The organism is Flagellimonas sp. B-3 (assembly GCF_056857835.1).
The window spans coordinates 40,019-64,800 of sequence record NZ_JBSXNW010000015.1 but is presented as its reverse complement, the minus strand read 5'-3'; the positions used below and the strand labels follow the sequence as shown (position 1 = coordinate 64,800).

The 24,782-nt window shown below is 41.8% G+C and carries 18 protein-coding genes; 9 read left to right on the top strand and 9 right to left on the bottom strand.

The features are described 5' to 3' along the window. Positions 1 to 119: 119 nt before the first annotated feature. The 5 genes from ppgK to AC13CS_RS02955 all read right to left on the bottom strand — a co-directional run bounded on the left by ppgK (position 120) and on the right by AC13CS_RS02955 (position 4,609). Positions 120 to 878: a polyphosphate--glucose phosphotransferase gene (gene ppgK, locus AC13CS_RS02975; RefSeq protein ID WP_293169018.1), complete on the bottom strand. Its 759-nt coding sequence runs from the start codon at positions 876 to 878 to the stop codon at positions 120 to 122. A 97-nt stretch (positions 879 to 975) separates the two neighbouring features. Beyond that, a complete protein-coding gene (locus AC13CS_RS02970; protein WP_293169017.1) occupies positions 976 to 1,659 on the bottom strand; it encodes an ATP-binding cassette domain-containing protein in 684 nt (227 codons plus the stop codon). A gap of 95 nt (positions 1,660 to 1,754) precedes the next feature. Beyond that, positions 1,755 to 2,399, bottom strand: a complete 645-nt coding sequence (locus AC13CS_RS02965; protein ID WP_482888390.1) for a DUF3137 domain-containing protein — start codon at positions 2,397 to 2,399, stop codon at positions 1,755 to 1,757. Between the two features lie 545 nt (positions 2,400 to 2,944). Beyond that, positions 2,945 to 4,051, bottom strand: a complete 1,107-nt coding sequence (locus AC13CS_RS02960) for a DUF3137 domain-containing protein (RefSeq protein WP_482888389.1) — start codon at positions 4,049 to 4,051, stop codon at positions 2,945 to 2,947. A 12-nt stretch (positions 4,052 to 4,063) separates the two neighbouring features. Next, a complete protein-coding gene (locus tag AC13CS_RS02955; RefSeq protein ID WP_293169011.1) occupies positions 4,064 to 4,609 on the bottom strand; it encodes a LemA family protein in 546 nt (181 codons plus the stop codon). Positions 4,610 to 4,942: 333 nt separating this feature from the next. On the opposite strand from AC13CS_RS02955, the gene AC13CS_RS02950 reads away from it, so the two are divergent. From AC13CS_RS02950 to AC13CS_RS02935, 4 genes are all read left to right on the top strand, one after another. Next, complete coding sequence (locus AC13CS_RS02950) at positions 4,943 to 7,966, top strand: tetratricopeptide repeat protein (RefSeq protein ID WP_482888388.1); 3,024 nt, start codon at positions 4,943 to 4,945, stop codon at positions 7,964 to 7,966. A 12-nt stretch (positions 7,967 to 7,978) separates the two neighbouring features. Then, positions 7,979 to 9,733: a TonB-dependent receptor gene (locus AC13CS_RS02945; protein ID WP_482888387.1), complete on the top strand. Its 1,755-nt coding sequence runs from the start codon at positions 7,979 to 7,981 to the stop codon at positions 9,731 to 9,733. 81 nt (positions 9,734 to 9,814) lie between these two features. Further along, positions 9,815 to 11,434, top strand: a complete 1,620-nt coding sequence (locus AC13CS_RS02940) for an amidohydrolase (RefSeq protein WP_482888386.1) — start codon at positions 9,815 to 9,817, stop codon at positions 11,432 to 11,434. A 24-nt stretch (positions 11,435 to 11,458) separates the two neighbouring features. Beyond that, positions 11,459 to 11,890 (top strand): hypothetical protein, encoded by a 432-nt coding sequence (locus tag AC13CS_RS02935; protein WP_482888385.1) that lies wholly within the window; start codon positions 11,459 to 11,461, stop codon positions 11,888 to 11,890. A 49-nt stretch (positions 11,891 to 11,939) separates the two neighbouring features. Here the strand turns inward: AC13CS_RS02935 and AC13CS_RS02930 are convergent, their stop codons facing one another. Next, positions 11,940 to 12,473, bottom strand: a complete 534-nt coding sequence (locus AC13CS_RS02930; RefSeq protein ID WP_482888384.1) for a DUF2911 domain-containing protein — start codon at positions 12,471 to 12,473, stop codon at positions 11,940 to 11,942. A gap of 239 nt (positions 12,474 to 12,712) precedes the next feature. Between AC13CS_RS02930 and asnB the strand changes: the two genes are divergently transcribed. After that, positions 12,713 to 14,383 (top strand): asparagine synthase B, encoded by a 1,671-nt coding sequence (asnB, locus tag AC13CS_RS02925; RefSeq protein WP_482888383.1) that lies wholly within the window; start codon positions 12,713 to 12,715, stop codon positions 14,381 to 14,383. 124 nt (positions 14,384 to 14,507) lie between these two features. Here the strand turns inward: asnB and AC13CS_RS02920 are convergent, their stop codons facing one another. Then, a complete protein-coding gene (locus tag AC13CS_RS02920) occupies positions 14,508 to 15,038 on the bottom strand; it encodes a hypothetical protein (protein WP_293168999.1) in 531 nt (176 codons plus the stop codon). A 326-nt stretch (positions 15,039 to 15,364) separates the two neighbouring features. Between AC13CS_RS02920 and gyrB the strand changes: the two genes are divergently transcribed. Both gyrB and AC13CS_RS02910 read left to right on the top strand, forming a co-directional pair. Then, complete coding sequence (gene gyrB, locus AC13CS_RS02915; protein ID WP_293168997.1) at positions 15,365 to 17,305, top strand: DNA topoisomerase (ATP-hydrolyzing) subunit B; 1,941 nt, start codon at positions 15,365 to 15,367, stop codon at positions 17,303 to 17,305. 73 nt (positions 17,306 to 17,378) lie between these two features. After that, positions 17,379 to 18,389 carry a DUF6588 family protein gene (locus AC13CS_RS02910; RefSeq protein ID WP_293168995.1) on the top strand — a complete coding sequence of 337 codons (1,011 nt, stop codon included), beginning with the start codon at positions 17,379 to 17,381 and terminating at the stop codon, positions 18,387 to 18,389. A gap of 83 nt (positions 18,390 to 18,472) precedes the next feature. Here the strand turns inward: AC13CS_RS02910 and AC13CS_RS02905 are convergent, their stop codons facing one another. Next, entirely contained in the window at positions 18,473 to 18,844 is a 372-nt protein-coding gene (locus AC13CS_RS02905; RefSeq protein ID WP_293168993.1) for a hypothetical protein, read from the bottom strand. Positions 18,845 to 19,089: 245 nt separating this feature from the next. Here AC13CS_RS02905 and AC13CS_RS02900 point away from each other — a divergent pair, with 245 nt between their 5' ends. Both AC13CS_RS02900 and secDF read left to right on the top strand, forming a co-directional pair. Beyond that, positions 19,090 to 20,016 (top strand): malate dehydrogenase, encoded by a 927-nt coding sequence (locus AC13CS_RS02900; protein WP_293168991.1) that lies wholly within the window; start codon positions 19,090 to 19,092, stop codon positions 20,014 to 20,016. Between the two features lie 226 nt (positions 20,017 to 20,242). After that, positions 20,243 to 23,209, top strand: a complete 2,967-nt coding sequence (gene secDF / locus AC13CS_RS02895) for a protein translocase subunit SecDF (protein WP_293168989.1) — start codon at positions 20,243 to 20,245, stop codon at positions 23,207 to 23,209. 65 nt (positions 23,210 to 23,274) lie between these two features. Here secDF and AC13CS_RS02890 read toward each other — a convergent pair whose 3' ends face one another. Further along, a complete protein-coding gene (locus tag AC13CS_RS02890; protein ID WP_482888382.1) occupies positions 23,275 to 24,738 on the bottom strand; it encodes a glycosyltransferase in 1,464 nt (487 codons plus the stop codon). Between the last annotated feature and the right edge of the window lie 44 nt (positions 24,739 to 24,782).

The following is a 24,782-nucleotide window of genomic DNA, read 5'->3' as shown; positions in this document are numbered from 1 at the left end:
AATTGAATCTTCCTGACAAAATAGATTATTGGAGAAATTCGTGCAATTCGTGTCAAACCATTAGCTCTGCATCGAATAACTGTGAAAATCTTGACATCGTAAGCCCCGAATCCTAAAAATTAATGCAAATGCCCGTGGTGCTGCTCACGTAAACAAGATACGGCAGCTCCAATAATTCCGGCGTGGTTCATAAGTTCGGCCTTTACCACATTGGTCTCAATTTTGATGTGATGACTGAATTCCTCCCATTTTTTGGAGGTTCCGCCCCCAACGATTATAAGATCTGGACAAACAATAAGTTCCACCAATTTTAAAAACTTATTGAAGCGTTTGCCCCATTTTTTAAAACTGAGATCTTCTTTTTCTTTGGCAGACGCAGCCGCCCATTTTTCAATCTTCTTAAATTTCTTGTAAGGAATTTGGCCCAATTCAAAATTGGGGATAAGTATGCCGTTGTAAAAAGCGCCACTACCCAGTCCGGTTCCGATGGTGATCATAACCACCAACCCATCTTTTCCTTTGCCGACCCCATAGTTCATAGAGGCATATCCGGCAGCATCTGCATCATTCAAAACAGTAAATTCATTACCGGTGTATTCGGTAAAAAGTTCATCAATATTTACGCCGACCCAACTTGGGTCCAAGTTTCCAGGAGATTTACATATCCCGTTTTTTACGATGGATGGAAAACCACAGCCCACAGGGCCTTTATAATTAAAGTGGTCCACAATTTTGGCCACCACTTTGGCCATGTCTTTTGGTTTTTTTGATTTTGGGGTTGGAATTCGAAAACGTTCGGTCAACATTTCACCGGTTTCGGCGTTTACCAAGGCACCTTTTATGCCCGATCCGCCTATATCTATACCAAGAATTTCCATATATAGGAAGCAATATTAGTTTGAACAAAGTAACAAAAACTTTTGGTGATCAGGTAATTGAATTGAAAATCAATGAGCTACATGTGTTTTTTGATGATTATATCGCTTTTTGAATGACTTCAAAAACTTTACTGCCATCACATTTCAGGGTTTTGTGTGGGTATTTTAGGATCAGGGCATAATCGTGCGTGGCCATGATGATGGTGCGCCCGTTTTGGTTGATATCCTGTAATACTTTCATTACCTCTACACTGGTCTGTGGATCTAAATTCCCGGTGGGCTCATCGGCCAAAATAAGTTCTGGGTCGTTCAAAAGGGCACGGGCAATGGCAATACGTTGTTGTTCCCCGCCAGAAAGTTCGTGCGGGAATTTGAAACCTTTGGTTTTCATGCCTACCTTGTTCAGTACTTCCTCAATTTTTTCGTCCATTTTGGAAGCATCCGTCCATCCGGTCGCCTTCAGTACAAAGCGGAGATTGTTGTTAACGTTTCGGTCTGGTAGTAACTTGAAATCCTGAAAAACAATACCCAGTTTTCTGCGTAAAAAGGGAATGTCTTTTTCTTTGAGTGTTTTTAGGTCAAAATCTACAACTTCCCCAGAACCTTGTTTCAACGGGAGATCCGCATAAAGCGTTTTCATAAAACTACTTTTACCGCTACCGGTTTTCCCTATCACATAAACAAATTCCCCTTTTTTAACCTCAAGGTCAATATTGTTGAGAACCAAGTTCTCGTTTTGGAATACGGCTACGTCCTGTAATTTAACAATGGTCTCGGGCATAATTTCAATTCAAAAGCTACACAAAAGTATTTGAAATTAAGCGATCAACATCAAAATTTATGGTTAAAGCTTATTTTTTGGAAAAATAAAAGGCATCACTTCGTCCAAATCTTAGTATTCAGGTTAAGGTCTTCCACAATACCTATGGCCATTGTAATATCTTCATAAAAAAGCTCAAGTACGTTGGAGGTGACCAGATTTTGGTTCTGCCGTAAGCTCAAGAAACCATGGGGCAATTGTACCGCCATGTAAAGCTTGTCGTTTTTGAACGACATGAGCACTGAACTCCCCACTTTTTTCTTGAAAGCTATGATGCGCTGCATTAAGGAGGGCGATAGGATGTAACGTGCTTCCGTTTGGTCGGTACTGTACACCACAAATTCATTCTCAAACTCGGTATCCTCCATGTTCACCAATTGATCCCGGTTCAGGTTCATGGATTGTAGGGTCTTGGCCAGATACCCCACTCTTTTTTCGAACTGGTCGGGCAGTACAATGGTAGTGCCATTGAACTTTTTGTTGAAATCCATAATGGCGAACATTCCCACAAAACTGCTTCCCATTTCTTCGACACTATTCTCTTTTTTGAACCAGGGTCTTAAATTGGTATACACCATATAAAACTGTAAAAAGAGGGGAATGTACATAAGGTAAGGATTCATTTGTGTCCCGGCAATTTTCACGTTCCCCATGGAAATAGAAGTACTGCCTACTTTGCCAGAAAGCACTCCTTGGCTCATATTTAAGGTTTGTTTACGTGTTTGGTTTTTTGCAAAAGGGTTGTGCTTTGCCAGCAATTCACTGTTTACTATTTCCCGATCACCAATCTGTTTTTTTGGATTATATCGAAACGTGGGGGCAATTTTTTTCAAAAGGCTCGACAGGATTTGTTTCTCCGCGGTCAGGTATTTTTTTCTTTGGAAGTAGGATTTTGCAAAAACGGCGTAACAAGCAAGACAGATGAAAAATATTAATATTTTAATGGACATGATCCATAGAGAGCTTTTGGGCATGCTAGCAGTCCATTCGGCCAATTTATCGTTTAACAGATTCCCAAAAAGTGGATAGGTTATTGTTCCTACGAATATAAGAGGCAAAGAGATGGAACTTATTATTTTATACCAATAATACTTTTTCCTAAGTGGTTCGGCCTTTTCCAGCAAAGGGAGCAGTTGTTTTTTTATTCTGTTAAAGTCCACTGTGATAGGTTATTTTTAGATTGATACCTTTGGAGATTCGGCATCCGAAGCATCAAGAGTGAACATGGCTTTTTGGGTGTATCCCACTAATTTTTCCAGATTTTGGTATTCAGGTTAAGGTCTTCCACGATGCCGATGGCCGTTGTAATATCTTCATAAAAAAGCTCAAGCACGTTGGAGGTGACCAAATTTTGGTTTTGTCGCAAGCTCAAGAAACCATCGGGTAATTGTACCGCCATGTAAAGCTTGTCGTTTTTGAACGACATAAGCACTGGATTCCCCACTTTTTTCTTGAAAGCTGTGATGCGCTGCATCAATGAGGGCGATAGGATGTAACGTGCTTCTGTTTGGTCGGTACTGTACACCACAAATTCATTCTCAAACTCGGTATCTTCCATGTTTACCAATTGATCCCGGTTCAGGTTCATGGATTGTAGGGTCTTGGCCAGATACCCCACCCTTTTTTCGAACTGGTCGGGCAGTACAATGGTGGTGCCATTGAACTTTTTGTTGAAATCCATAATGGCGAACATTCCCGTAAAGTTGCCGCCCATTTCGTCGATACTTTTCTCTTTTTTAAACCAAGGTTTTAGGTAGGTGTAGGTCATGTATATGTGCGCAAAGAAGGGAATGTACATAAGGTATGGGCTGACTTGTAGCCCAATAATCTTGATGTTTCCCATGGAAACAAAAGTACTGCCCACTTTTCCGGAAAGCACTCCTTGGTTCATATTGTAGATCTGTTCCCTTGACTTGTCCTTTACAAAAGGGTTGTGCTTTGCCAGCAATTCGCTGTTTGCGATTTCCCGGGCATTGATCTGTTTGTTTGCATCAAAATGGAAAGTGGGAACAATTTTTTCCAAAAGAGCCCCCAGAATTTCTTTCTCAATAGCCAGGTATTTTCTTTTTTGGGAGCTGGCCATGGCATAACCTGCGTAGAAAACACCAATGAACAAAAGCATTGGCATTTGCAGGGATGTGAGCCATATTTCATTTTGGTGCATACCCCCGAACCATTCGATAAAATTGTAACTGAACAAGTACGATAAAAGCGGAAGTACTATGATGCTACTTAAAAATAAAAGCATAAATAGGGAACTTACCGTCTTGTATCTGCGATATTTTTTTCTGAGCGGTTCAGCTTTTTCCAGTAAGGGGAGCAATTGTTTTTTAATGCTACTAAAGTCTACCATAACACGCTAGTTTTAGATTGAAACCTTAGGAACTTCGGCATCCGAAGGCTCTATGGTGAACATGGTTTTTTGGGTGTATCCCATAAATTTGGCAACAATGTTGGATGGAAACATCTCCAAAGCGGTGTTGAAAGCATATATCGCTGCATTGTAAGACCGTCTTGCCGCGGAAAGTTGTTCCTCCACTTCATTTAAACTGCTCTGTAACAAAAGGAAGTTTTCACTGGCCTTAAGATCTGGATAGGCCTCAACGGATATTTGGAGTTTTCCCAATTTATCGCCCAACCGGTCTTCGAGTTGTATTCTCTCGCGATCGTCTACCTTTTGATCGACTATTTGCTGCCTTAACTTCGTAATGTCCGTCAAAAGCTGCTTTTCGTGTTTCATGTAGCCTTTTACGGTATTCACGAGCTGCGGAATCAGGTCCGTTCTTTTCTTGAGCATTACATCAATGCTGCTGTAGGCCTCTTCGGTCTTGTTCTTTTTGCTGACCAGATTGTTGTATATAAATATGAAGAGCAACAAAAAGACCAGCACAATAATAATTAAGTAGGTCATAATAAAAAATTTACATTGAACACTTGGAACAATCTTAGGATTGCCCTTTTTTCAAAGCTGAAGGGGTTAATGCTTTAATTCTAAATGTTGAGGTTTGAATTTGTTGTTTCAAAAACAGGTTCCATCTCCTTGAACAAAAGGCGGATTGTATTTAAATATGTGTTTTGAAACGATCGGCCAGTGAGGTTGTCTGGCAACTTGGTGGTAAAAGTAACAATAAATGGATGTTGTACAAGCAGATATCCGTAAATTTCGGCAAATGACATTTTAAATATACTTTGGCTTTAATTTTGACGTTATGAGTAAAGTCAATCGAGAACAGCGTAGAACACTATGAATCGAAAAAACCTCTTTCTTTTTCCCATTTTAATGGGAAGCTTTTTTGTGCTTTCTGCACAGGAAACCAAGATCTATACCCACGAAAACAAAGCCTATCAAGATGCTTTGGCGCTCTATAATAATGAGCAGTACCAAGCCGCGCAAAACATTTTTGAGTCCGTAAAGGCCAATACCAAAGATGGTGAAACCGAAGCCAATAGCGCATATTATGCCGCTAATGCTGCGATTCGACTGAACCAGCGGGGAGCGGATAAAATGATGGAAGATTTTGTGGAACGTTACCCTACATCCACAAAGCGAAACTCTGCATTTCTTGACGTGGCTGATTACTATTTTGAGACCGGAAAATACCCCTATGCCCTAAAATGGTACAAAAAGGTTGACGAAAACTCCATGCCATATTCAGAGCGTGACCGTTTTAATTTTAACAACGGATATGCTTTGTACGCATCTAAACGGCCAAAGGAGGCTGAACGCTATTTGAACAAGGTCACCACCTCCCAAAAATATGGCTCACAGGCCAAGTATTATTTGGGGTATATTGCCTATGAGCAGGACGATTACAGTTCCGCAAGCGCTCGATTCGACCAAATTCAGGACCCCGAATTGCTCGATGAGAAGTTGTCTTATTATCAAGCCGACCTTAATTTTAAATTGGGAAAGTTTGAAGAAGCCATCGCCATGGCCAAAAAGCAATTACCAAAATCCAATCGTCAAGAAGTTTCGGAACTCAACAAGATTATTGGCGAGAGCTACTTCAATTTGGAGCAATATGCGGAGGCCATTCCCTATTTGGAAGAATACAAGGGCAAACGTGGCAAATGGAACAACACCGATTACTATTTGTTGGGATACAGCCATTACAAGCTGGGCGATTATCAAAAAGCCGTCCAGCAATTCAATAAAATTGTGGGCGGAAGCAATGCAGTCTCCCAAAATGCATACTATCACTTGGCCGAGTGCTATTTAAAATTGGATAAAAAATCAGAAGCCTTGAATGCGTTCCGAAATGCTTCTCAAATGGAGTTCAGCCCAGAAATCCAAAAAGATGCTTGGTTGAACTATGCTCGTTTGAGCTACGAAATCGGTAATGCTTACGAGCCCGTTCCACAGGTGTTGACCACCTATCTGGAAAAATATCCAAAGGATGAGCATCAAATGGAAATTCAGGAACTTTTGGTGGACTCCTACATTACCTCCCGAAATTTTGAAGGTGCCATGCAGCTTTTGGAGGAGAACCAGAACTATGCCAGCAAAGAAACCTACCAAAAAGTAGCCTATTACCGTGGGATTGAACTTTTTATTGATGGCGATTACGAAGAAGCTTGGGAAAGATTGGATAAATCCTTAAAAAGTGCAGAAAACTCTAGTTTTGAAGCTCGTGCGCTGTATTGGAAAGCCGAATCTGCCTACAGATTGAACCGTTTTGAGGAAGCCTTGGTGGATTTTGTGAGATTTCAGAACTCACCAGTGGCAAAATCGCTTCCAGAATATGAGCAACTGGATTATAATCTGGGTTACTCATACTTCAAACTAAAAGATTACAATAATGCCATATCCTATTTTAAAAATGTGGTCAACTCCAATGCTATTGACGACCAAAGAAAGAACGATGGATATCTGCGCTTGGGGGACAGCTATTTTGTGACCAGCAAATACCAATTGGCGAAGAAGGCTTACGATACTTCATCAAAAATGAACGGTCCCGAGCGGGATTATGCCGCGTTCCAAAAAACACTTTGTGATGGGTTTTTGGGCAATAATGCAGCAAAAATTGATGGTCTGAATGAATTTTTGACCATGTATCCAAGCTCATCATTGCGCGATGATGCCTTGTTTGAATTGGGGAATTCCTATATCAACAATAACCAAGAAAGTTTAGGACTTCAAACCTACGATAGAATAGTGGATGAATACTCGGGAAGTAGGTTCGCACCACGTGGACTGCTGCGTTCTGGATTGGTTTATTACAACTCCAGTCGTAACGATCAGGCGTTGGACAAGCTAAAAGAGGTGGTTCAAAAATATCCCAATACCCAAGAAGCCAAACAAGCCGTTGCTACAGCCAAATTGGTTTATGTGGACGAAGGTCGGGTAAGCGAATATGCCGCTTGGGCCAGAAATCTCGACTTTGTTGAGGTGACCGATAGGGAACTGGACAACGCAAGCTTTGAATCCGCAGAAAGGAAGCAAATTGAAGGAAAAACAACTGCCGCCATTCGAGGATACGAAGATTATTTGAAAGAATTCCCAAATGGATTGCATGCACAGAACGCGAACTTTGCACTGGCTCAACTCTACTTTGCCAATGGCGAAAAAGATAAGGCCTTACCAAAATACAAAGCCGTTGCCGATGGTGGCAATGGGGAGTATACCGAGCAGGCCCTGACCCGTGTTTGCGAAATTTATGTGGAAAAGCAAGATTACAATAGCGCCATTCCTTATTTGAAAAGATTGGAGAACACAGCGGATATTTCTGAGAACAAGACTTTTGCCCAATCCAATTTGATGAAAGGTTTTTATGGTCAAAAAGAGTATTCGCAGACCATTGCCTATGCCGAAAAAGTATTGAACGCCCCTAAAATTGATGACCGTATCAAGAGTGATGCGCAGATTATGATAGCGCGTTCTGCCATTGCCACCGATAATGAAAGTTTGGCAAAAACGGCTTACCAAGATGTGAAGAAGATTGCTTCGGGAGAACTCGCTGCCGAAGCTTGGTACTACGATGCCTATTTTAAAAATCAGGAACAGGCTTTTGAAGCATCTAACGAGTCCGTTCAAAAATTGGCCAAGGATTATGCGGCTTACAAAGAGTGGGCAGGAAAGGGATTGGTGATCATGGCCAAGAATTTTTACAACTTGGGAGATGCCTTTCAGGCCTCCTATATTCTGGAAAGCGTAATTACCAACTTTTCCGAATTTGATGAAATCGTTTCGGATGCAGAAACTGAACTGGCCACGATTAAAGCCAAAGAAGCCGAGAGCAATTCATCCGTAGACCCCAACGAAAACTAAACGAGACACAGCATGCAAAAGAGAACCTATATATTTTCATTACTTTTTTTGAGCCTTTGCGGAACCGTTATCGCCCAAGAAGAAGATAACATTGGTACGGAAACGGTAACGGTGGTAAAGCCGTATTCCCCTACCGTTTCGGATGCCTTTAAGATTAAGTCGTCTCCATCGCTGAACGATTCCATTGTGCTTCAAAAGAAAAAGATCAATTACAGCATATTTTCCGTTCCAGTGGCATCGACCTTTACACCTGCAAAAGGCAAGGCTTCAGGAGTTGAAAGAACACCACCGCCCACCTTGTACAATTCGTATGCTTCGGTCGGGTTGGGCAATTACAACAACGCTTTGGTGGATTTTTATACCAGTAGGGATTTTAACAGGGGAGAAGACCTGTTGGATTTTGGTCTTTCCCACAACTCATCACGTGGCGATTTGGACTCTACACCCTTGGAAACTGATTTTTACGACACCAAATTGAATGCTTCCTATACCAAAAAGGACCGTTATATGGATTGGGGTGCGGCCATTGGGCTACAACACCAGCTTTACAATTGGTATGGTATTCAGAGTGATTTGTTCAGTGAGGATGAGATCAATGCCATGGACGAGCAGCAAAATTATTTCAATGCGGAGGCCAAGGCACACTTCAACATGGAAGATTCCTATTTTAAGAGCGGAAATATATTGTTGAGACGATTTTGGGACGCTACCGAGTCCGCAGAGAACCGAGCAGTGATCAACCCAACATTTGAACTTCCCATTACGGAGGAATTGATTACGATTTCTGTCAAAGTGGATTATGTAGGCGGTAGTTTTAAAAATGGAACCATTTCCGAATTGGATAACCCTGGCGAAAAGAATTACAGTAACCTTCAGGCTGGGGTAACTCCAAGTCTTTTGATTTTGCGCGATGACCTAACCGTGAACTTGGGAGCTAACATTGTTTACGGATTGGATATCGAAAATAGTGAGAACAACTTTTATATTTATCCCGCTGTGACTGCTTCATACCGCGTTATGGACGAAAATGTGATTGCCTACAGTGGAATAGAGGGCGATTTGAAACAAAACTCCTATCACGATTTTGTAGATGAAAACCCTTATGTGTCACCAACTTTGGACATTGTCCCCACTGACCAGCAGTATGAAGGATATTTGGGGCTAAAAGGGCAATTGACCTCCAATGTAGGGTACAACATCAAAGGTTCATACATGGCGGAGAATAGAAAACCACTTTTCTTTCATAATACCATAAACACATCCAGAATGGATGAAAAAAGCTATTATTATGGCAATTCCTTTCAAGTTTTTTATGATGATGTAAAGACTTTGGGCGTTTTCGGAGAAATTAATGTAGATGTGAACCGTAATTTTTCTTTGGGCGCTAACGCTGAATTTTACGACTACGATACCGAAACGGATAACCCCGCTTGGAACTTGCCGTCCATTAAAGGATCATTATTTATGGACTATCAAATAAGCGATCAATGGTATATGGGTGCCAACTTGTTCTATGTGGGGGAAAGAGATGATTTATTGTCAACAATCAGTCCGATAAACATAGCAAATCCGCCTGTAGTGTACACACCGGTCACTTTGGACGGCTTTTTTGATGCCAATGCCTATGTGGGGTATCGGTTCAACGAGCAATTGTCCATTTTTGTGAAAGCCTCGAACATTGCGAACAACAATTACCAGCGTTGGGCCAATTTTAGGGTGCAGGGATTCCAAGCATTGGCGGGTGTATCGTATAAGTTTGATTTTTAAATAGTATTCGGACAAATTTTATGCGGGCAAACTCGATAGCGTTATCCCTGTATTTTCTATTTTTGGTGGAAACCATCAAAAATGAAAAAGTTCTTTTTTCTTATCAGCGTCGCTTTAGTTTTTTCTTGTACTACTAAAGAGGAGGTCGACCTTATTGTCTATAACGCAAATGTCTACACGGTGGACGATGCTTTTTCCAAAGCGTCCAGCATAGCCATAAAAGATGGAAAATTTGTTGCCGTTGGCGATACGGAAGAAATCTCCAAAAAATATAAAGCCCAAAAGCAATTGGATGCCGAGGGCAAGACCATGGTACCAGGCCTCATTGATGCCCATTGTCACTTTTATGGGTTGGGACAGAATCAACAAGTAGTGGATTTGGTAGGTACCCAAAGTTTTGATGAAGTTGTGGACAGGGTCATGGCGTTTCAAGAGGAGCGCCCATCAAGCTTTATTTTAGGTAGGGGATGGGATCAGAACGATTGGGAAGTCAAGAAATTCCCCACCAAGGATAAACTGGATGAAATTTTTCCTGATACTCCAGTGGCTTTGGAGCGTATTGATGGCCACGCCTATCTCGTGAACCAAAAGGCATTGGATATGGCGGGCATAACTGCTGATACCGAAACCGAGGGCGGTGAAATCGTAAAAGAAGACGGTGAACTTACCGGGGTTTTGGTTGATAACCCTATGGGTTTGATCAACAAGGTGATGCCGCCAGCCAGTTTGGAGCAAAAAATACAAGCACTTAAAGATGCAGAGCAGATTTCCTTGGATTATGGATTGACCACGGTAAACGATGCCGGTTTGTCCAGAGATATTATAGAATTGATTGATAGCCTACAGCAGGCCGGCGAGTTATCTATTCGGGTATATGCCATGGTGTCCAACTATCCCGAGAACCTGGATTACTTTTTGAAAAAAGGCATCATCAAAACGGAAGGATTGAATGTTCGCTCCGTAAAAGTATATGGCGATGGTGCCTTGGGTTCAAGAGGGGCAGCCTTGAGAGCACCCTATTCCGATAAGCCCGGACATTTTGGTGCTATGGTGACCCCTGTGGACCAAATTGAAGCCTTGGCAGAGCGAATAGCTGCGACCGACTACCAAATGAATACCCATGCCATTGGGGATTCTGCCAATATTGTGGTGCTAAGGGCGTATGAAAAGGCTTTGGAAGGTAAAACGGACCGCAGATGGAAGGTGGAGCACGCGCAGGTAATCTCGCAATCCGATTTCGATTATTTTGAAAATGGCATCATTCCATCCGTGCAGCCTACCCATGCTACCAGCGATATGTACTGGGCAGAAGATAGATTGGGTGAAGAGCGTGTCAAGGGTGCCTACGCGTATAAAGATTTGCTGGACAAGGCTGGATTGGTGGCTTTGGGAACCGATTTCCCCGTGGAGCAGGTAAACCCATTTTTAACCTTTTACGCAGCGGTAGCCCGCCAGGATGTGGAGCAATATCCCGAAGGCGGTTTTCAAATGGAAAATGCCTTAAGTAGGGAAGAAACTTTGAAGGGTATGACCATTTGGGCGGCCTATTCCAATTTTGAGGAGGATGAAAAAGGGAGCATCGAGCCAGGTAAATTCGCTGACTTTGTGATTTTGAGCGATGATATTATGGCCATACCATCGGAAGAGATTCCAAACGTAACCGCCGAGCAGGTTTTCCTAGGCGGTGTTCAGAAGAAATAATATCCCGTTGTCATTCTGAACAAAGTGAAGAATCTATCAAAATCTATAACTCGTTTTTTGTCAATTGGGGTTTTATTACTTGTTTTTTCTGGTTGCAAACATGATGTAACTCCAAAATACGAGGATTTTGATGAAGATGATTTTGTTTTGGTTCCTGCAGTGGTAATTAAAATAACTAGAACACCTATCGTTGGAAATAGGTCACATAATAGATGGGATGAAATCAATGTTTACTATGCTTACAATCTTGAATCGGATACAATATTGGTAGGAAAGGAAATGGATGTTGACTTAGCACTCAAGGAAGGTGATGGGTTTTACATCTTTGTCCATAAAAAGGACAAGGGAATCAGTTTCATTGCCGGCTCCCACTTATTGCCAAAGGATGAGAAAATCCTTGAAAGATATTTGAAAAAGTCAAAGGAGAATGGTGTAAAATATTATGGTGTGGAATAACAAATAAAAAAGCCCCGAATCGGGGCTTTTCTATTTTTCAATCCTTGTATTAGTAGCTGATAGGCAAGGTAACTCGCGTAGTTCCCCATCCCAAAACCATATTTCCGTCATCATCAAAAGCAATACCAAAAGCTTCCAATGCTTCACTATCGCTAGAGGCTGTTGCAGTAGCTCGAACCACATCGGCGTCACTATCGTACGAATAAGCGCCCCATTGGTGTAGTTTGCTGTTCAAGATAATGGTCCACTCATCTTCACCAGGAATGGTAAATAGAGCGTAGGACCCAGCTTTAATGGTTTTTCCACCAACATTGGCGTCCTTGTAAAACGTAATTTCTGTTGCTTCGTTTGCACCGGTTCTCCAGACCTTCCCAACAGGAGCAAGTTCTGCCAAGCTACGCCCTTTTAGCTGTGGGCGGCTATAAATAACACGGGCAGCTTTATTGGTTTCCCTTGAGCTGGCAGGGTAGTAGGCAATGTCTGCCGGACTTTTGTCAAGTCCACTAAACTTCTGGGCCGTAGCATCGGTAGTAAATACCAAGCTGGTGCAAAGCACTAAAAGTAGTAATGTAAATTTCTTCATGATTGCGATTTAAGTTCCTTGTAAAACTAGTTAATTAAATGTTGTTCCAATATACAGACGAAAAATTTAAATAGGCCTTACAAAGCGTTCGGGTTTAAATAATAAACCTTAATTCAAATTACAATTACATTGTATTTTTATTATTTATGTTATTAAGTGTTATCTATATAGGAATAATGCTTTTATTTAATAATATTTAAAATCATTTTTGTTTCAAAATTGTTACTAAAATTAATTTTATGTGTGGTATTGTTTGCGCATTTGATGTAAAAGAAAGTACAGAAGTACTAAGGCCCCAATTGTTGGAGATGTCGAAGAAAGTAAGGCACCGTGGGCCAGATTGGAGTGGGATTTACTCCGATGACAAAGCCATTTTGGCCCATGAAAGGTTGGCCATTGTGGATCCTGCTTCAGGAAAGCAGCCATTGTTAAGTGCGGACGGGAAATTGGTTCTGGCCGCCAATGGTGAAATATATAATCATCAAGAGTTAAGAAAACAGTTTGATGGAAAATACGATTTCAAGACCAAATCCGATTGTGAAGTTATTTTGGCGCTTTATCAAGAAAAGGGCCCTGATTTTGTGGATGAAATGAACGGAATCTTCGGTTTTGCCATCTATGATTCAGAAAAAGATGAATATTTCATTGCCCGTGACCATATGGGTATCATTCCATTGTACATTGGTTGGGATAAGAACGGAACTTTTTACGTGGCTTCAGAGCTGAAGGCTTTGGAAGGGACTTGTTCAAAAATTCAACTGTTTCCTCCCGGACACTACATGCACAGCTCCGATGGGGAGTTTGTAAAGTGGTACAAACGGGACTGGATGGAGTATGATGCCGTTAAGGAAAACGAAACCAGTATAGCAAAAATAAAAGATGCTTTGGAGGCAGCCGTGCACCGTCAGTTAATGTCCGATGTGCCTTATGGTGTGCTGTTGTCCGGAGGGCTGGATTCTTCCGTAACATCGGCCATAGCCAAAAAATATTCTCAAAAAAGAATAGAGTCTGGCGATACCGCTGATGCTTGGTGGCCACAGTTGCACTCTTTCTCCGTAGGATTGGAGGGTTCACCTGACTTGGCAGCCGCTCAAAAGGTGGCGGATCATATAGGAACAGTGCACCACGAAATAAAATTTACCATTCAAGAAGGGTTAGATGCGATAAAAGATGTTGTATATAACCTAGAAACTTACGATATTACAACCATAAGAGCTTCGACTCCAATGTATTTAATGGCAAGGGTGATTAAATCCATGGGCATCAAGATGGTGCTGTCGGGTGAAGGGGCAGATGAATTGTTTGGCGGATACCTTTATTTTCACAAGGCACCAAGCCCAAAGGATTTCCACGAGGAAACCGTAAGAAAGCTGGATAAACTCCACATGTACGATTGCCTTAGGGCCAACAAATCTTTGGCCGCTTGGGGTATCGAAGGGCGTGTTCCCTTCTTAGACAAAGAGTTTATGGATGTAGCAATGAGCATTAACCCAAAAGACAAAATGATCAACGGCGAACGCATGGAAAAATGGGTAGTGCGAAAAGCATTTGAAGATTATTTGCCCGAAAGTGTAGCTTGGAGACAGAAAGAACAATTTTCAGATGGTGTGGGATACAGCTGGATAGATACTTTAAAAGCTTTGGTGGAAGAGGAAATTACGGATGAGCAGTTGGAGAATGCCCATTTCAAATTCCCGATTCAAACCCCAACATCGAAAGAAGAATATTATTATCGTTCCATTTTTGAAAGTCATTTCCCATCAGATGCAGCAGCATTGAGTGTTCCACAAGAACCTTCAGTGGCCTGTAGTACCAAGATTGCCTTGGAGTGGGACGAGGCGTTCAAAAACATGAACGACCCATCGGGAAGGGCCGTGGCTAAGGTCCATACCGATGCGTATGTGAAATAACCCCCGTTTAAACCAACCAAACGATATGAAGCAGTAAAGCTAACTTGTTTCATTTTTTAATTAGTCCGAAAAGCCCCTTATCCAAGGGGCTTTTTAGTTGTTGGGGTCCAAGTTTTGTATTCAATTAAAAGTGAAGGGCAAAACCTATTCGAAATTCAAATATGCCCTCATCGGTAAAATCCTCATTGAGGCTCATGTTGTAGCGCAGTCCGGGTTCGACACTGATATGGTTGGAAAGGAAGATGGCATATCCACCTTGTAAGCCCAACCAAAGTGGACTTTCAGGAGCATCTTGAATACTGGCACCGGTGATATCCAATTGGAAGGGGATAGTACTGATGACATAATATTTAGCTCCCAATTTATAAGAGAAAATATTCAAGCCATCGTAATCTGAATAGCCCAGTCCTCCTTTAATGGCCAAGTCATCTGCAATAAAGTATCCCCCTTCGGCACCAATGCTCCATATTGTGGAACCATCTGACGAAACAAGTGAAAAACCGGTATTGGCTGAATGTCCTGTAAGTCCATCCCCGCCAAATCCAGTGTTTGCCTCAATAAGCCAACTTCCTTGATTTGTTTGTGTTCCGTCTTGTGCATTGCTCGTAAATGTAAATCCAATTGTTGCCACGAGCATAAATAAAAATTTCTTCATAATGTAAAATTTGAGTTTATATATTCGGTAAACATATCGTTTATTGAAAAAAAATCAAATTTTTTTGTCAAATCCGAAAAATCCATGCTTGTTTGGGTAAACAATAGGGTTTACTTTGTTCACGTTTTTGAGCCCATTATCCAAAAGAAAGTTTATTGACCAACCAACTATTGGGGGAGACTTCAAAATGAATGATGGGGAATGTGTGCTTTTCCACAGGATTTGTTGATAACTTAGACTGTTCAACAGGCTCTTATAGACCATTTGCATAGGGTATTGATTATATTTGTAGGATTTGAAATTTTGAGCCAAATACCGATAAATATATGAGCGAAGAAGCTAATAAGAAACAATACTCGGCGGATAGTATCCAGGCCCTTGAGGGAATGGAACACGTGCGTATGAGACCTTCCATGTATATTGGAGATGTAGGGGTCAGAGGTTTGCACCACTTGGTGTACGAAGTAGTGGATAACTCCATTGATGAGGCCATGGCCGGTCATTGCGATAAAATTGATGTAATCATCAATGAAGACAACTCCATAACTACACAGGATAACGGTAGGGGTATCCCTGTGGACTTGCACAAAAAAGAAGGTGTTTCCGCATTGGAGGTCGTTATGACCAAAATCGGTGCCGGTGGTAAGTTTGATAAGGATTCCTATAAGGTTTCGGGTGGACTTCACGGTGTGGGTGTGTCCTGTGTGAACGCTTTGTCATCAAAATTGAAGGCTACGGTCTATAGGGATGGAAAAATTTGGGAGCAGGAGTATGAGAGAGGTAAAACCCTTTATCCTGTAAAAAGTGTTGGCGAAAGTGATGAGACAGGTACCATAGTCACTTTTGTTCCGGACAGTACCATTTTTACCCAGACCACAGAATATAGTTATGAAACCCTTTGCAATAGGATGCGTGAGCTTGCTTATTTGAACAAGGGAGTTACCATAACAATTACCGACAAACGAAATAAGGACGAAAAAGGGGAATATATAGCCGAGACATTCTATTCTGAAGAAGGGCTAAAGGAATTTATCAAGTTTTTGGACGGTACCCGTGAGCCGCTGATCCAGAATGTAATCTCCATGGAAGGAGAAAAGAACGGCATTCCTGTGGAAGTGGCCATGGTCTACAATACGGGCTATACCGAGAACCTTCACTCCTATGTGAATAACATTAACACCCACGAAGGGGGTACCCACCTATCTGGTTTTAGACGAGGATTAACATCCACGCTAAAGAAATATGCCGATAATTCGGGAATGCTGGACAAGTTGAAATTCGAAATATCAGGAGATGATTTTCGTGAAGGATTGACTGCAATCGTTTCTGTAAAAGTCGCAGAACCACAGTTTGAAGGTCAAACCAAGACCAAGTTAGGTAACCGAGAGGTAACTAGTGCTGTTAGTCAGGCCGTATCCGAAATGTTGACCATTTACTTGGAGGAGCACCCTGATGATGCCAAGCAAATTGTGGAGAAGGTAAAACTTGCTGCACAGGCTAGGCATGCCGCTGCAAAAGCCCGTGAGATGGTTCAGCGTAAGAACCCGATGAGTGTGGGTGGTTTGCCCGGGAAACTGTCCGATTGTTCCGAGCAAGACCCTACACTATGTGAGGTGTTTTTGGTTGAGGGGGACTCCGCAGGCGGAACGGCCAAACAAGGAAGAAACAGACACTTTCAGGCCATTCTTCCATTACGTGGTAAAATCCTTAACGTGGAAAAAGCCATGCAGCACAAGGTTTTCGAAAACGAAGAAATCAAAAATATCTATACAGCTCTTGGAGTAACTATTGGGACCGAAGAGGACAGTAAAGCATTGAACCTTGAAAAACTGCGTTACCATAAAGTAGTGATCATGTGTGATGCGGATGTTGATGGTAGTCACATTGAAACCTTGATTTTGACCTTCTTCTTCCGCTACATGCGGGAGTTGATAGAAGGTGGCCATGTTTATATCGCCACTCCACCTTTGTATTTGTTAAAAAAGGGGGCCAAAAAACGATATGCTTGGAACGATAAGGAACGTGATGCAATCAATGCAGAAATGAACGGCGGGGCAAGTATCCAGCGATACAAAGGTCTTGGGGAAATGAACGCCGAGCAGCTTTGGGATACCACTATGAACCCGGAATTTAGAAAATTACGTCAGGTGCAGATTGACAATGCTACGGAATCTGATCGAATATTTTCCATGTTAATGGGCGATGAAGTACCACCAAGACGTGAATTTATAGAGAAAAATGCCGTTTATGCGAATATAGATGCATAGGTAATAGCTATTTCACAACAAAAACTCGCCCCTCAAAGGCGAGTTTTTTAGTTTTGGGTAAAATTTCAACATTATGAAAAGAATAATTTTAGTACTAGCGCTAGTTTCTGTAACCATGGGAAAAGCCCAGGACTTGAACGATATTTTTGTCGCAGGTGTGGCAGATGCCGAACAATTTGCCAATGCATATCTGGCCCCTGTGTCAGAAGCATCCATCTATAGTATTTCCAATGGATGGTACAATACCGCCGAAGCCAAACCTTTGGGGGGATTTGAAATTTCCATAATCGGAAACATGACCGGGTTCAAGAATAAAGACGATAAAAAGGCATTCTTGTTAGACCCTGCCGATTATGAAAACCTGGACTTTGTAAATAACCCCGGTCAGGCGAGAATGGTAGCCACGGGCTTGGGAGATATTGAAGGCGTGGAGGTTTTTGTTGAAGATGAAAGTGGAGTTTTTCGCGAGGAGTTTGAGCTTCCAACGGGTCTTTCGGCTGAAAACCTCAATTTTATCCCATCAGGGTACCTTCAAGGAAGCGTTGGTTTGATTAAAGGTTTGGAAGTGAAAGCACGCTTTTTGCCCAAGATCAAGTTTGATGACGATGCAAAAATTGGCCTCTTCGGTGCAGGATTGCAATATGACTTTACCAAAATGTTACCGGCAGACAAGATGTTGCCCGTGGCCATCTCGGCGGTAATCGGCTATACCAACTTGAACGGAGAATACGATTTTACGGATTCTAATTTTATCGAAGGTGAGAACCAACGTATTGATGCATCCTTCAAAACATGGAATTTCAGCGCTGTGGTTTCCACTAAAAATATACCCGTGATCAACTTTTATGGGGGATTGGGGTACATTACAGGTAAATCGGACATTGATTTGTTGGGTACATACCAAGCCAACGGGCCTTTCTTTTCGGAGACAGTGGAAGATCCGTTCTCCGTTTCCAAAAATGCAAGCGGAGTTTCGGCCAATTTGGGTACAAGATTAAAGCTGGGCTTCTTTAGACTCAACGCAGAATACAATATTTCTGAATTCAGTACTTTCACCTTTGGTGTTAATTTTGGATTCAGATAGAAAAAAACCAAATCAACCAACCAATAAAAATAAAGAAGGCCCCGTTTCCGGGGCCTCCTATTTTCATATATGTAGTCTTCACGTTATTCCCTGGTGGCGAAGACCGAGCCATTGTCCAAGGTTAATACTTCAGGTTCCTGTGCCTTTTTTAAACTAACGGTAATATCCGTTACTTGAGGGTCGCCATATATAATAGAATAGGTCCCATTGTCTTCGGACCATTTAAAGTCAGTATAAAAAATCAATTCGGAATCGGAATATCTCTGGTACCGGCCCAGGTATACATCGTTAAAAATCCATTCTTCACGAACGGTGCCGGCGCTTTTGCCTTCAATGCTAGATAACTCTGTTTTTGCCCAGATGCCCAAAATAGGGTCGTGGTTTTCTGGTACTCGAGTACAGTTGCTTATGGCAATTATGCCAACAATGCACAACAATGAAAAGAGCTTTTTCATGGGTCAAGTAGGTTAAATTAAAATTGGGACTATTAGAACGTAAGTTTGTAGGAAACTATTGCATAAAAAAGATAAAATATTTGCATTTCTTGTGTTCTTGGGGATTAATGAATCTTCTTCCCCTATTTTAATCGAACATCAGCTTTGTACGTTTTGAATGCTTGAACTGGCTAAAACTGGTAAAAGTCAGCATTTTTCTGAGCCAAATGCCTTATTTTTGAAGACTAAAATTTAAATCTATACAAATGAAAGTTACCGTAGTTGGAGCAGGCGCAGTTGGAGCAAGCTGTGCTGAGTACATAGCAATGAAAAATTTTGCATCAGAAGTAGTTTTATTGGATATCAAAGAAGGATATGCCGAAGGAAAGGCCATGGATTTAATGCAAACGGCCTCCCTTAACGGTTTTGATACCAAAATCACGGGAAGCACCAACGATTATGGCAAAACAGCGGATAGCGACATCGCAGTGATTACCTCGGGTATACCACGTAAGCCCGGAATGACGCGCGAAGAGCTTATCGGAATTAATGCAGGTATTGTAAAAACGGTAGCAACCAGCCTTTTGGAGCATTCTCCAAACGTAACCATTATAGTTGTGAGCAACCCAATGGACACCATGACCTATTTGGTGCACAAGGCCACTGGATTGCCAAAGAACAGGATTATTGGTATGGGCGGTGCATTGGACAGTGCCCGATTCAAATATAGATTGGCCCAAGCTTTGGAAGCGCCGATATCTGATGTAGATGGTATGGTGATAGGAGGACACAGCGATACTGGAATGGTACCTTTGATCGGGCATGCTACCAGAAACAGTGTAAAAGTTTCCGAATTTCTATCGGAAGAAAAAATGGACTGGGTAGTGGAAGAAACCAAAGTAGGAGGAGCCACATTGACCAAATTATTGGGCACCAGCGCATGGTACGCCCCAGGGGCAGCGGTTTCTGGATTGGTCCAGGCCATTGCTTGCGACCAAAAGAAGATGTTCCCATGTTCCACCCTTTTGGAGGGCGAGTATGATTTGGACGATATTTGCATCGGGGTACCGGTGATCTTGGGCAAAAACGGAATCGAAAAAATCGTCGAAATTGAACTGTCCGATGCCGAAAAGGCCAAAATGCAGGAAAGTGCGGCTGGCGTTAAAAAAACCAACGGACTGCTAGAGGTTTAAACGCTATCATAATAACAACCAACTAAATTGTCATTTTGGACATCACCATAATGAAATTGCCCATCAATTTAGGTGGAGATTTCTTGGTTTGTCCGGAATGACAATTTCATTTTTAGGGCATAACCGTCAACTGTAATTGCAATTACATCAATTTCTATTGTCAAATCTTATCGGAAATGATATATTTGCACGCTGTTTAAGAAAACTTCTAAAAAATTAACAATCAATGCAGAATAAAGGAATTATAAGGCTTTTCGCGATCCTTTTTGGCTTGGTGAGCATCTATCAGTTATCCTATACTTTCATTACAAGTAAGTTGGAGAAGGATGCTGAAGCATACGCAGTTAGCCAAATTTCGGAAGCTGAGGAAGATTATGTTGCAAAGCGTGAAGCTTTAGAGGCATCGTATTTGGATTCCATCAGTGACAACACTGTTTTGGGCTTTACGAGCTATGAGGATGCCAAAACAAAAGAGTTGAACAAGGGATTGGACCTTAAAGGAGGTATCAATGTAACCTTGCAGATTTCCGTAAAGGATATTTTGAAAGGATTGGCCAACAATACCAAAAACCCTGTTTTCAACAAAGCATTGGCAGATGCCGATGAAGCATCGACCAATAGTGATGACACCTATTTGGAGTTGTTCTTTGATGCCTTTGATAATATTAAAGGAGATACCAAATTGGCATCGCCCGATATTTTTGCCAATAAAGGCCTAAGTGATGAAGTCAATTTTCAAATGACGGATGATGAGGTAAAACCCATCATCAGAAGAAAGATTGATGAATCCATTGTTTCTGCATTTGAGGTGCTTCGTGAACGTATCGATGGATTTGGGGTAACCCAGCCCAACATTCAAAGAGAAGGAAACTCAGGAAGAATTTTGGTAGAACTTCCAGGTGCCAAGGATATTGCCCGTGCCCAAGAATTGTTGTCCAGCACGGCACAATTGGAATTCTGGGAAACCTACCCACAGAGCAACCAAAGCATAGGAAACTTTTTGGTAAATGCCAACGAGCGTTTAAAAGATATATTGAAACCGGAGGCAAAGGAAGAAGAGGTGTCAAAACCTGAATCGGAAATTGATTCGTTGCTTTCGGATGTATCCCAAGACTCCTTGGACATGACCCAAGAGGCCAATCCATTATTGGGTAAACTACTTCCTGCCAATCCAGGTAGTCATGCCATTGCACGTGCCATGGTTTCCGACACAGCCGAGCTTGGTGCATACTTGAGGATGCCGGAAATCAAAAGATTGTTGCCCAACGATATTCAATTTACCAGATTTCTTTGGGAGCGTCCAGCCAAGGATTCTGAAGTAGCTGATCTGTATGCGTTGAAATCCAACAGGGAAGGTACTCCAAGAATAAGTGGAGACGTAGTTTCTGATGCACAGGATACCTTTGACCAGTTCAACAAACCAGCCGTTAGCATGACGATGAATACCCGTGGTGCCAAAGAGTGGGAGGAGTTGACGGGAGATGCGTACAACAACCAAACAGGTATTGCCATTGTTTTGGACAATAAAGTATACACCGCACCAGGTGTTTCTTCAGGGCCTATTTCTGGAGGACGTTCCGAAATTACAGGTACCTTTACCGTAAACGAAACCAAAGATATTGCCAACGTATTGCGCGCAGGTAAACTTCCTGCTTCGGCCGATATTATTCAATCTGAAGTTGTTGGTCCGTCCTTGGGACAAGAAGCTATTGATAGTGGATTTATGTCCTTTATGATTGCTATGGCTTTTGTGCTTGTTTGGATGATTTTCTACTACGGAAGAGCTGGAGTTTTTGCTGATATTGCATTGATATTCAATATTTTATTGATTTTTGGGGTGTTGACCAGTTTGGGGGCAGTATTGACCTTACCGGGTATTGCAGGTATTGTTTTGACCATAGGTATGTCGGTGGATGCCAACGTACTTATTTTTGAAAGGGTAAAAGAAGAATTGGCCCGCGGAAAAGGAAAGGCACAAGCCATTGCAGATGGTTTTGGAAACGCTTTGTCCTCCATTTTGGATGCCAATATTACTACTGGATTGACCGCGATTATCCTGTTTATTTTTGGATCAGGACCCATTAAAGGTTTTGCCACTACTTTGATGATCGGTATTGTTACTTCCTTGTTCACAGCGATATTTGTGACCAGATTGATGATCGAGGCCTATACCAACAAGAAAGGACGCAGGCTGGATTTCAGTACAGGAATTACCAAGAACCTGTTCACCAAAATAAATATTGACTTTTTGTCCAAGCGTAAGATTGCTTATGTTGTTTCCGGAATCTTACTAGCCGTGAGCACCTTTTCATTGCTTACAAATGGACTGAATCAAGGGGTTGATTTTATCGGAGGACGTTCTTATCAAATTCGTTTTGAAAAAGCGGTCAACCCATCAGAAATTGCTTCTGAACTAAATACGGTTTTCGGTAGTGGAACCAATGTGAAGACTTTTGGAGATGCCAACCAGATAAAAGTTACTACGCCCTACAAAGTAGATGAAGAAGGAGTTGAGGTGGATACCGAAATTCAAAATATGCTTTATACCACGCTGCAAAATTATTTGCCAGACGGCACTTCTTTTGAAGATTTTACAGTGGGTGCTTCCGAAAAATCAATAGGTATCCTGCAATCCGTTAAAGTAGGACCGACCATCGCGGATGATATCAAGAAAAATGCCTTTTTGGCCATTATTGGATCATTGGCGGTAGTTTTTCTTTATATTTTATTACGATTCAGAAAATGGCAATTCTCATTGGGTGCCGTTGCAGCGGTATTCCACGATGTAATGATCGTACTGGGCATTTTCTCCTTAACTGGAAGCATTATGCCTTTCAATATGGAAATTGACCAAGCTTTTATAGCGGCCATTCTTACGGTAATCGGTTATTCCCTGAACGATACGGTGGTAGTATTCGACCGTATCCGTGAAATCACCCTTCTCAAAGGGTTTAAAGGTGGTGAAAACATCAACGATGCCTTAAACAGTACTTTGAGCCGAACGTTGAATACGTCCCTTACCACATTGATTGTGTTGTTGGCCATCTTTACCTTTGGAGGTGAAAGCTTAAGAGGATTTATGTTCGCAATGATCATTGGTGTAATTGTGGGTACATACTCCTCCGTATTTATCGCAACACCGGTAATGTTCGATTCATTAAAGAAGAAAATTGCTGCTGCTACAGGAGCATAGTTTTTCGTTTTTTTATTACACTTTATAATAAAGGTCCTCACTTTGAGGACCTTTCTTTTTTATAATTATGTTTTGTTGGTCGATAATGTTTCCAACCACGATAGCAATTGGCTGAACAAGGTGAAGTTCTGAATTACCCGAAGCTGACCGTTAAAGCCCCATTTATCCCTTTCTTTGGGGTGGTTGAGCATATAGGCCAAGGTTTTGGATAAACCTTCAATATCTGTGGGGTCAGGATTTATTTGTCCTGTGTTGTTGTGGACCACCTGAAGTTTGAGTCCAGCGGCGTTGGAAACCAAAACAGGTTTTCTTTTCCACATGGCTTCCGTTGCGGTAAGTCCAAACCCTTCTTGGATGGAATTTTGGACGATAAAACTAGAGGTTCGTTGAAGGGCGTTTACGATCAAAGCATTTTCTTTTGGATTGTCCAACGGAAGTAGCAAAATGGCAATGTCGTTTTGCATGTTGCTGTCCACATCCTTATAAGTTTCGGTAAGCTCTTGCAAGACTTCTTTGCCTTCGGGGTCATCGGACACAAAAGCAGGGTCGGGGCCACCCATCACCAAAAGGGTCATTTCAATTCGTTTGTATTCAAGGCTCTTTGGGTCACCATTTTTACGGTTGTCCAGTTTCATTTTAATAAAGGCCTCCATTAACTCTTTAAAACCTTTGAGTCTATCCCATCGAGATATTTCAGTAATAATCGGGCGATAGATTAAATCCAGATTCTTATCCGCATCTAAAAAATCAAAAGAACCATCGGGCATCACTTTTCTTACCAGATGTTTGTAACGGTGATAAAGAATGGCCTTGTGATCATCCAAAATTCCGGATTGATACAAAATGCCGATACATTTGTGTAACTGAAGCTCCCGATTCTTATGGCTCAATGGGTCGATCGCTGGAGGAATAATGGATGTTCTTTTTTGTAACGACTTAGGCGCATAAGACGGTAAACTGAACACGAAATGGTCGTAATCGTTGGTGTAGGGCTCTAAAAATTTCCATACTGCATCCGTTACCTCGGTATCTTCTTCCAAACCAATATGGCACCGCCAAATAATGGAAACGTTCTTTTTCTTTTTTATCATGGCGGCCAATGGCATAGGTTGCGGGTCGTGTACCACAACAATATCGCCATCCTTGATCAGTTCCAACGCTTTGGAAAGATTGTTTTGATTGACTTCTTCATAAATTTTTCGGTCTTCTTCAGTAAAAATTCCGTTACCACTGCCATGAATAGCATTGTGGATACGTTTGGTCAAATCGAAAAATGCATCTTTTTCGGCTTCGATGACCAGCCACTCGATAGATACACCAAGTTCGCGGAGTATCCGCATTTGACTAGGTAGCATTTCGGCCACACCACCACCGATGGCAGTGGAATTTATCATCCAAATGGTTCGTCCCCTAAGGGATTCAATAGGCTCCTTGGCCTGTTCCATAAAATCCAGCACAGAAGAATAAAGGGATCCGTACGCCTTATAATCTGCAAGTTTGGCACCTGGCTTAACATTTATTTTTTGCATTTAAGGGAAAGTTAATGATTGAATTCCCTATAAGATAACAAAAA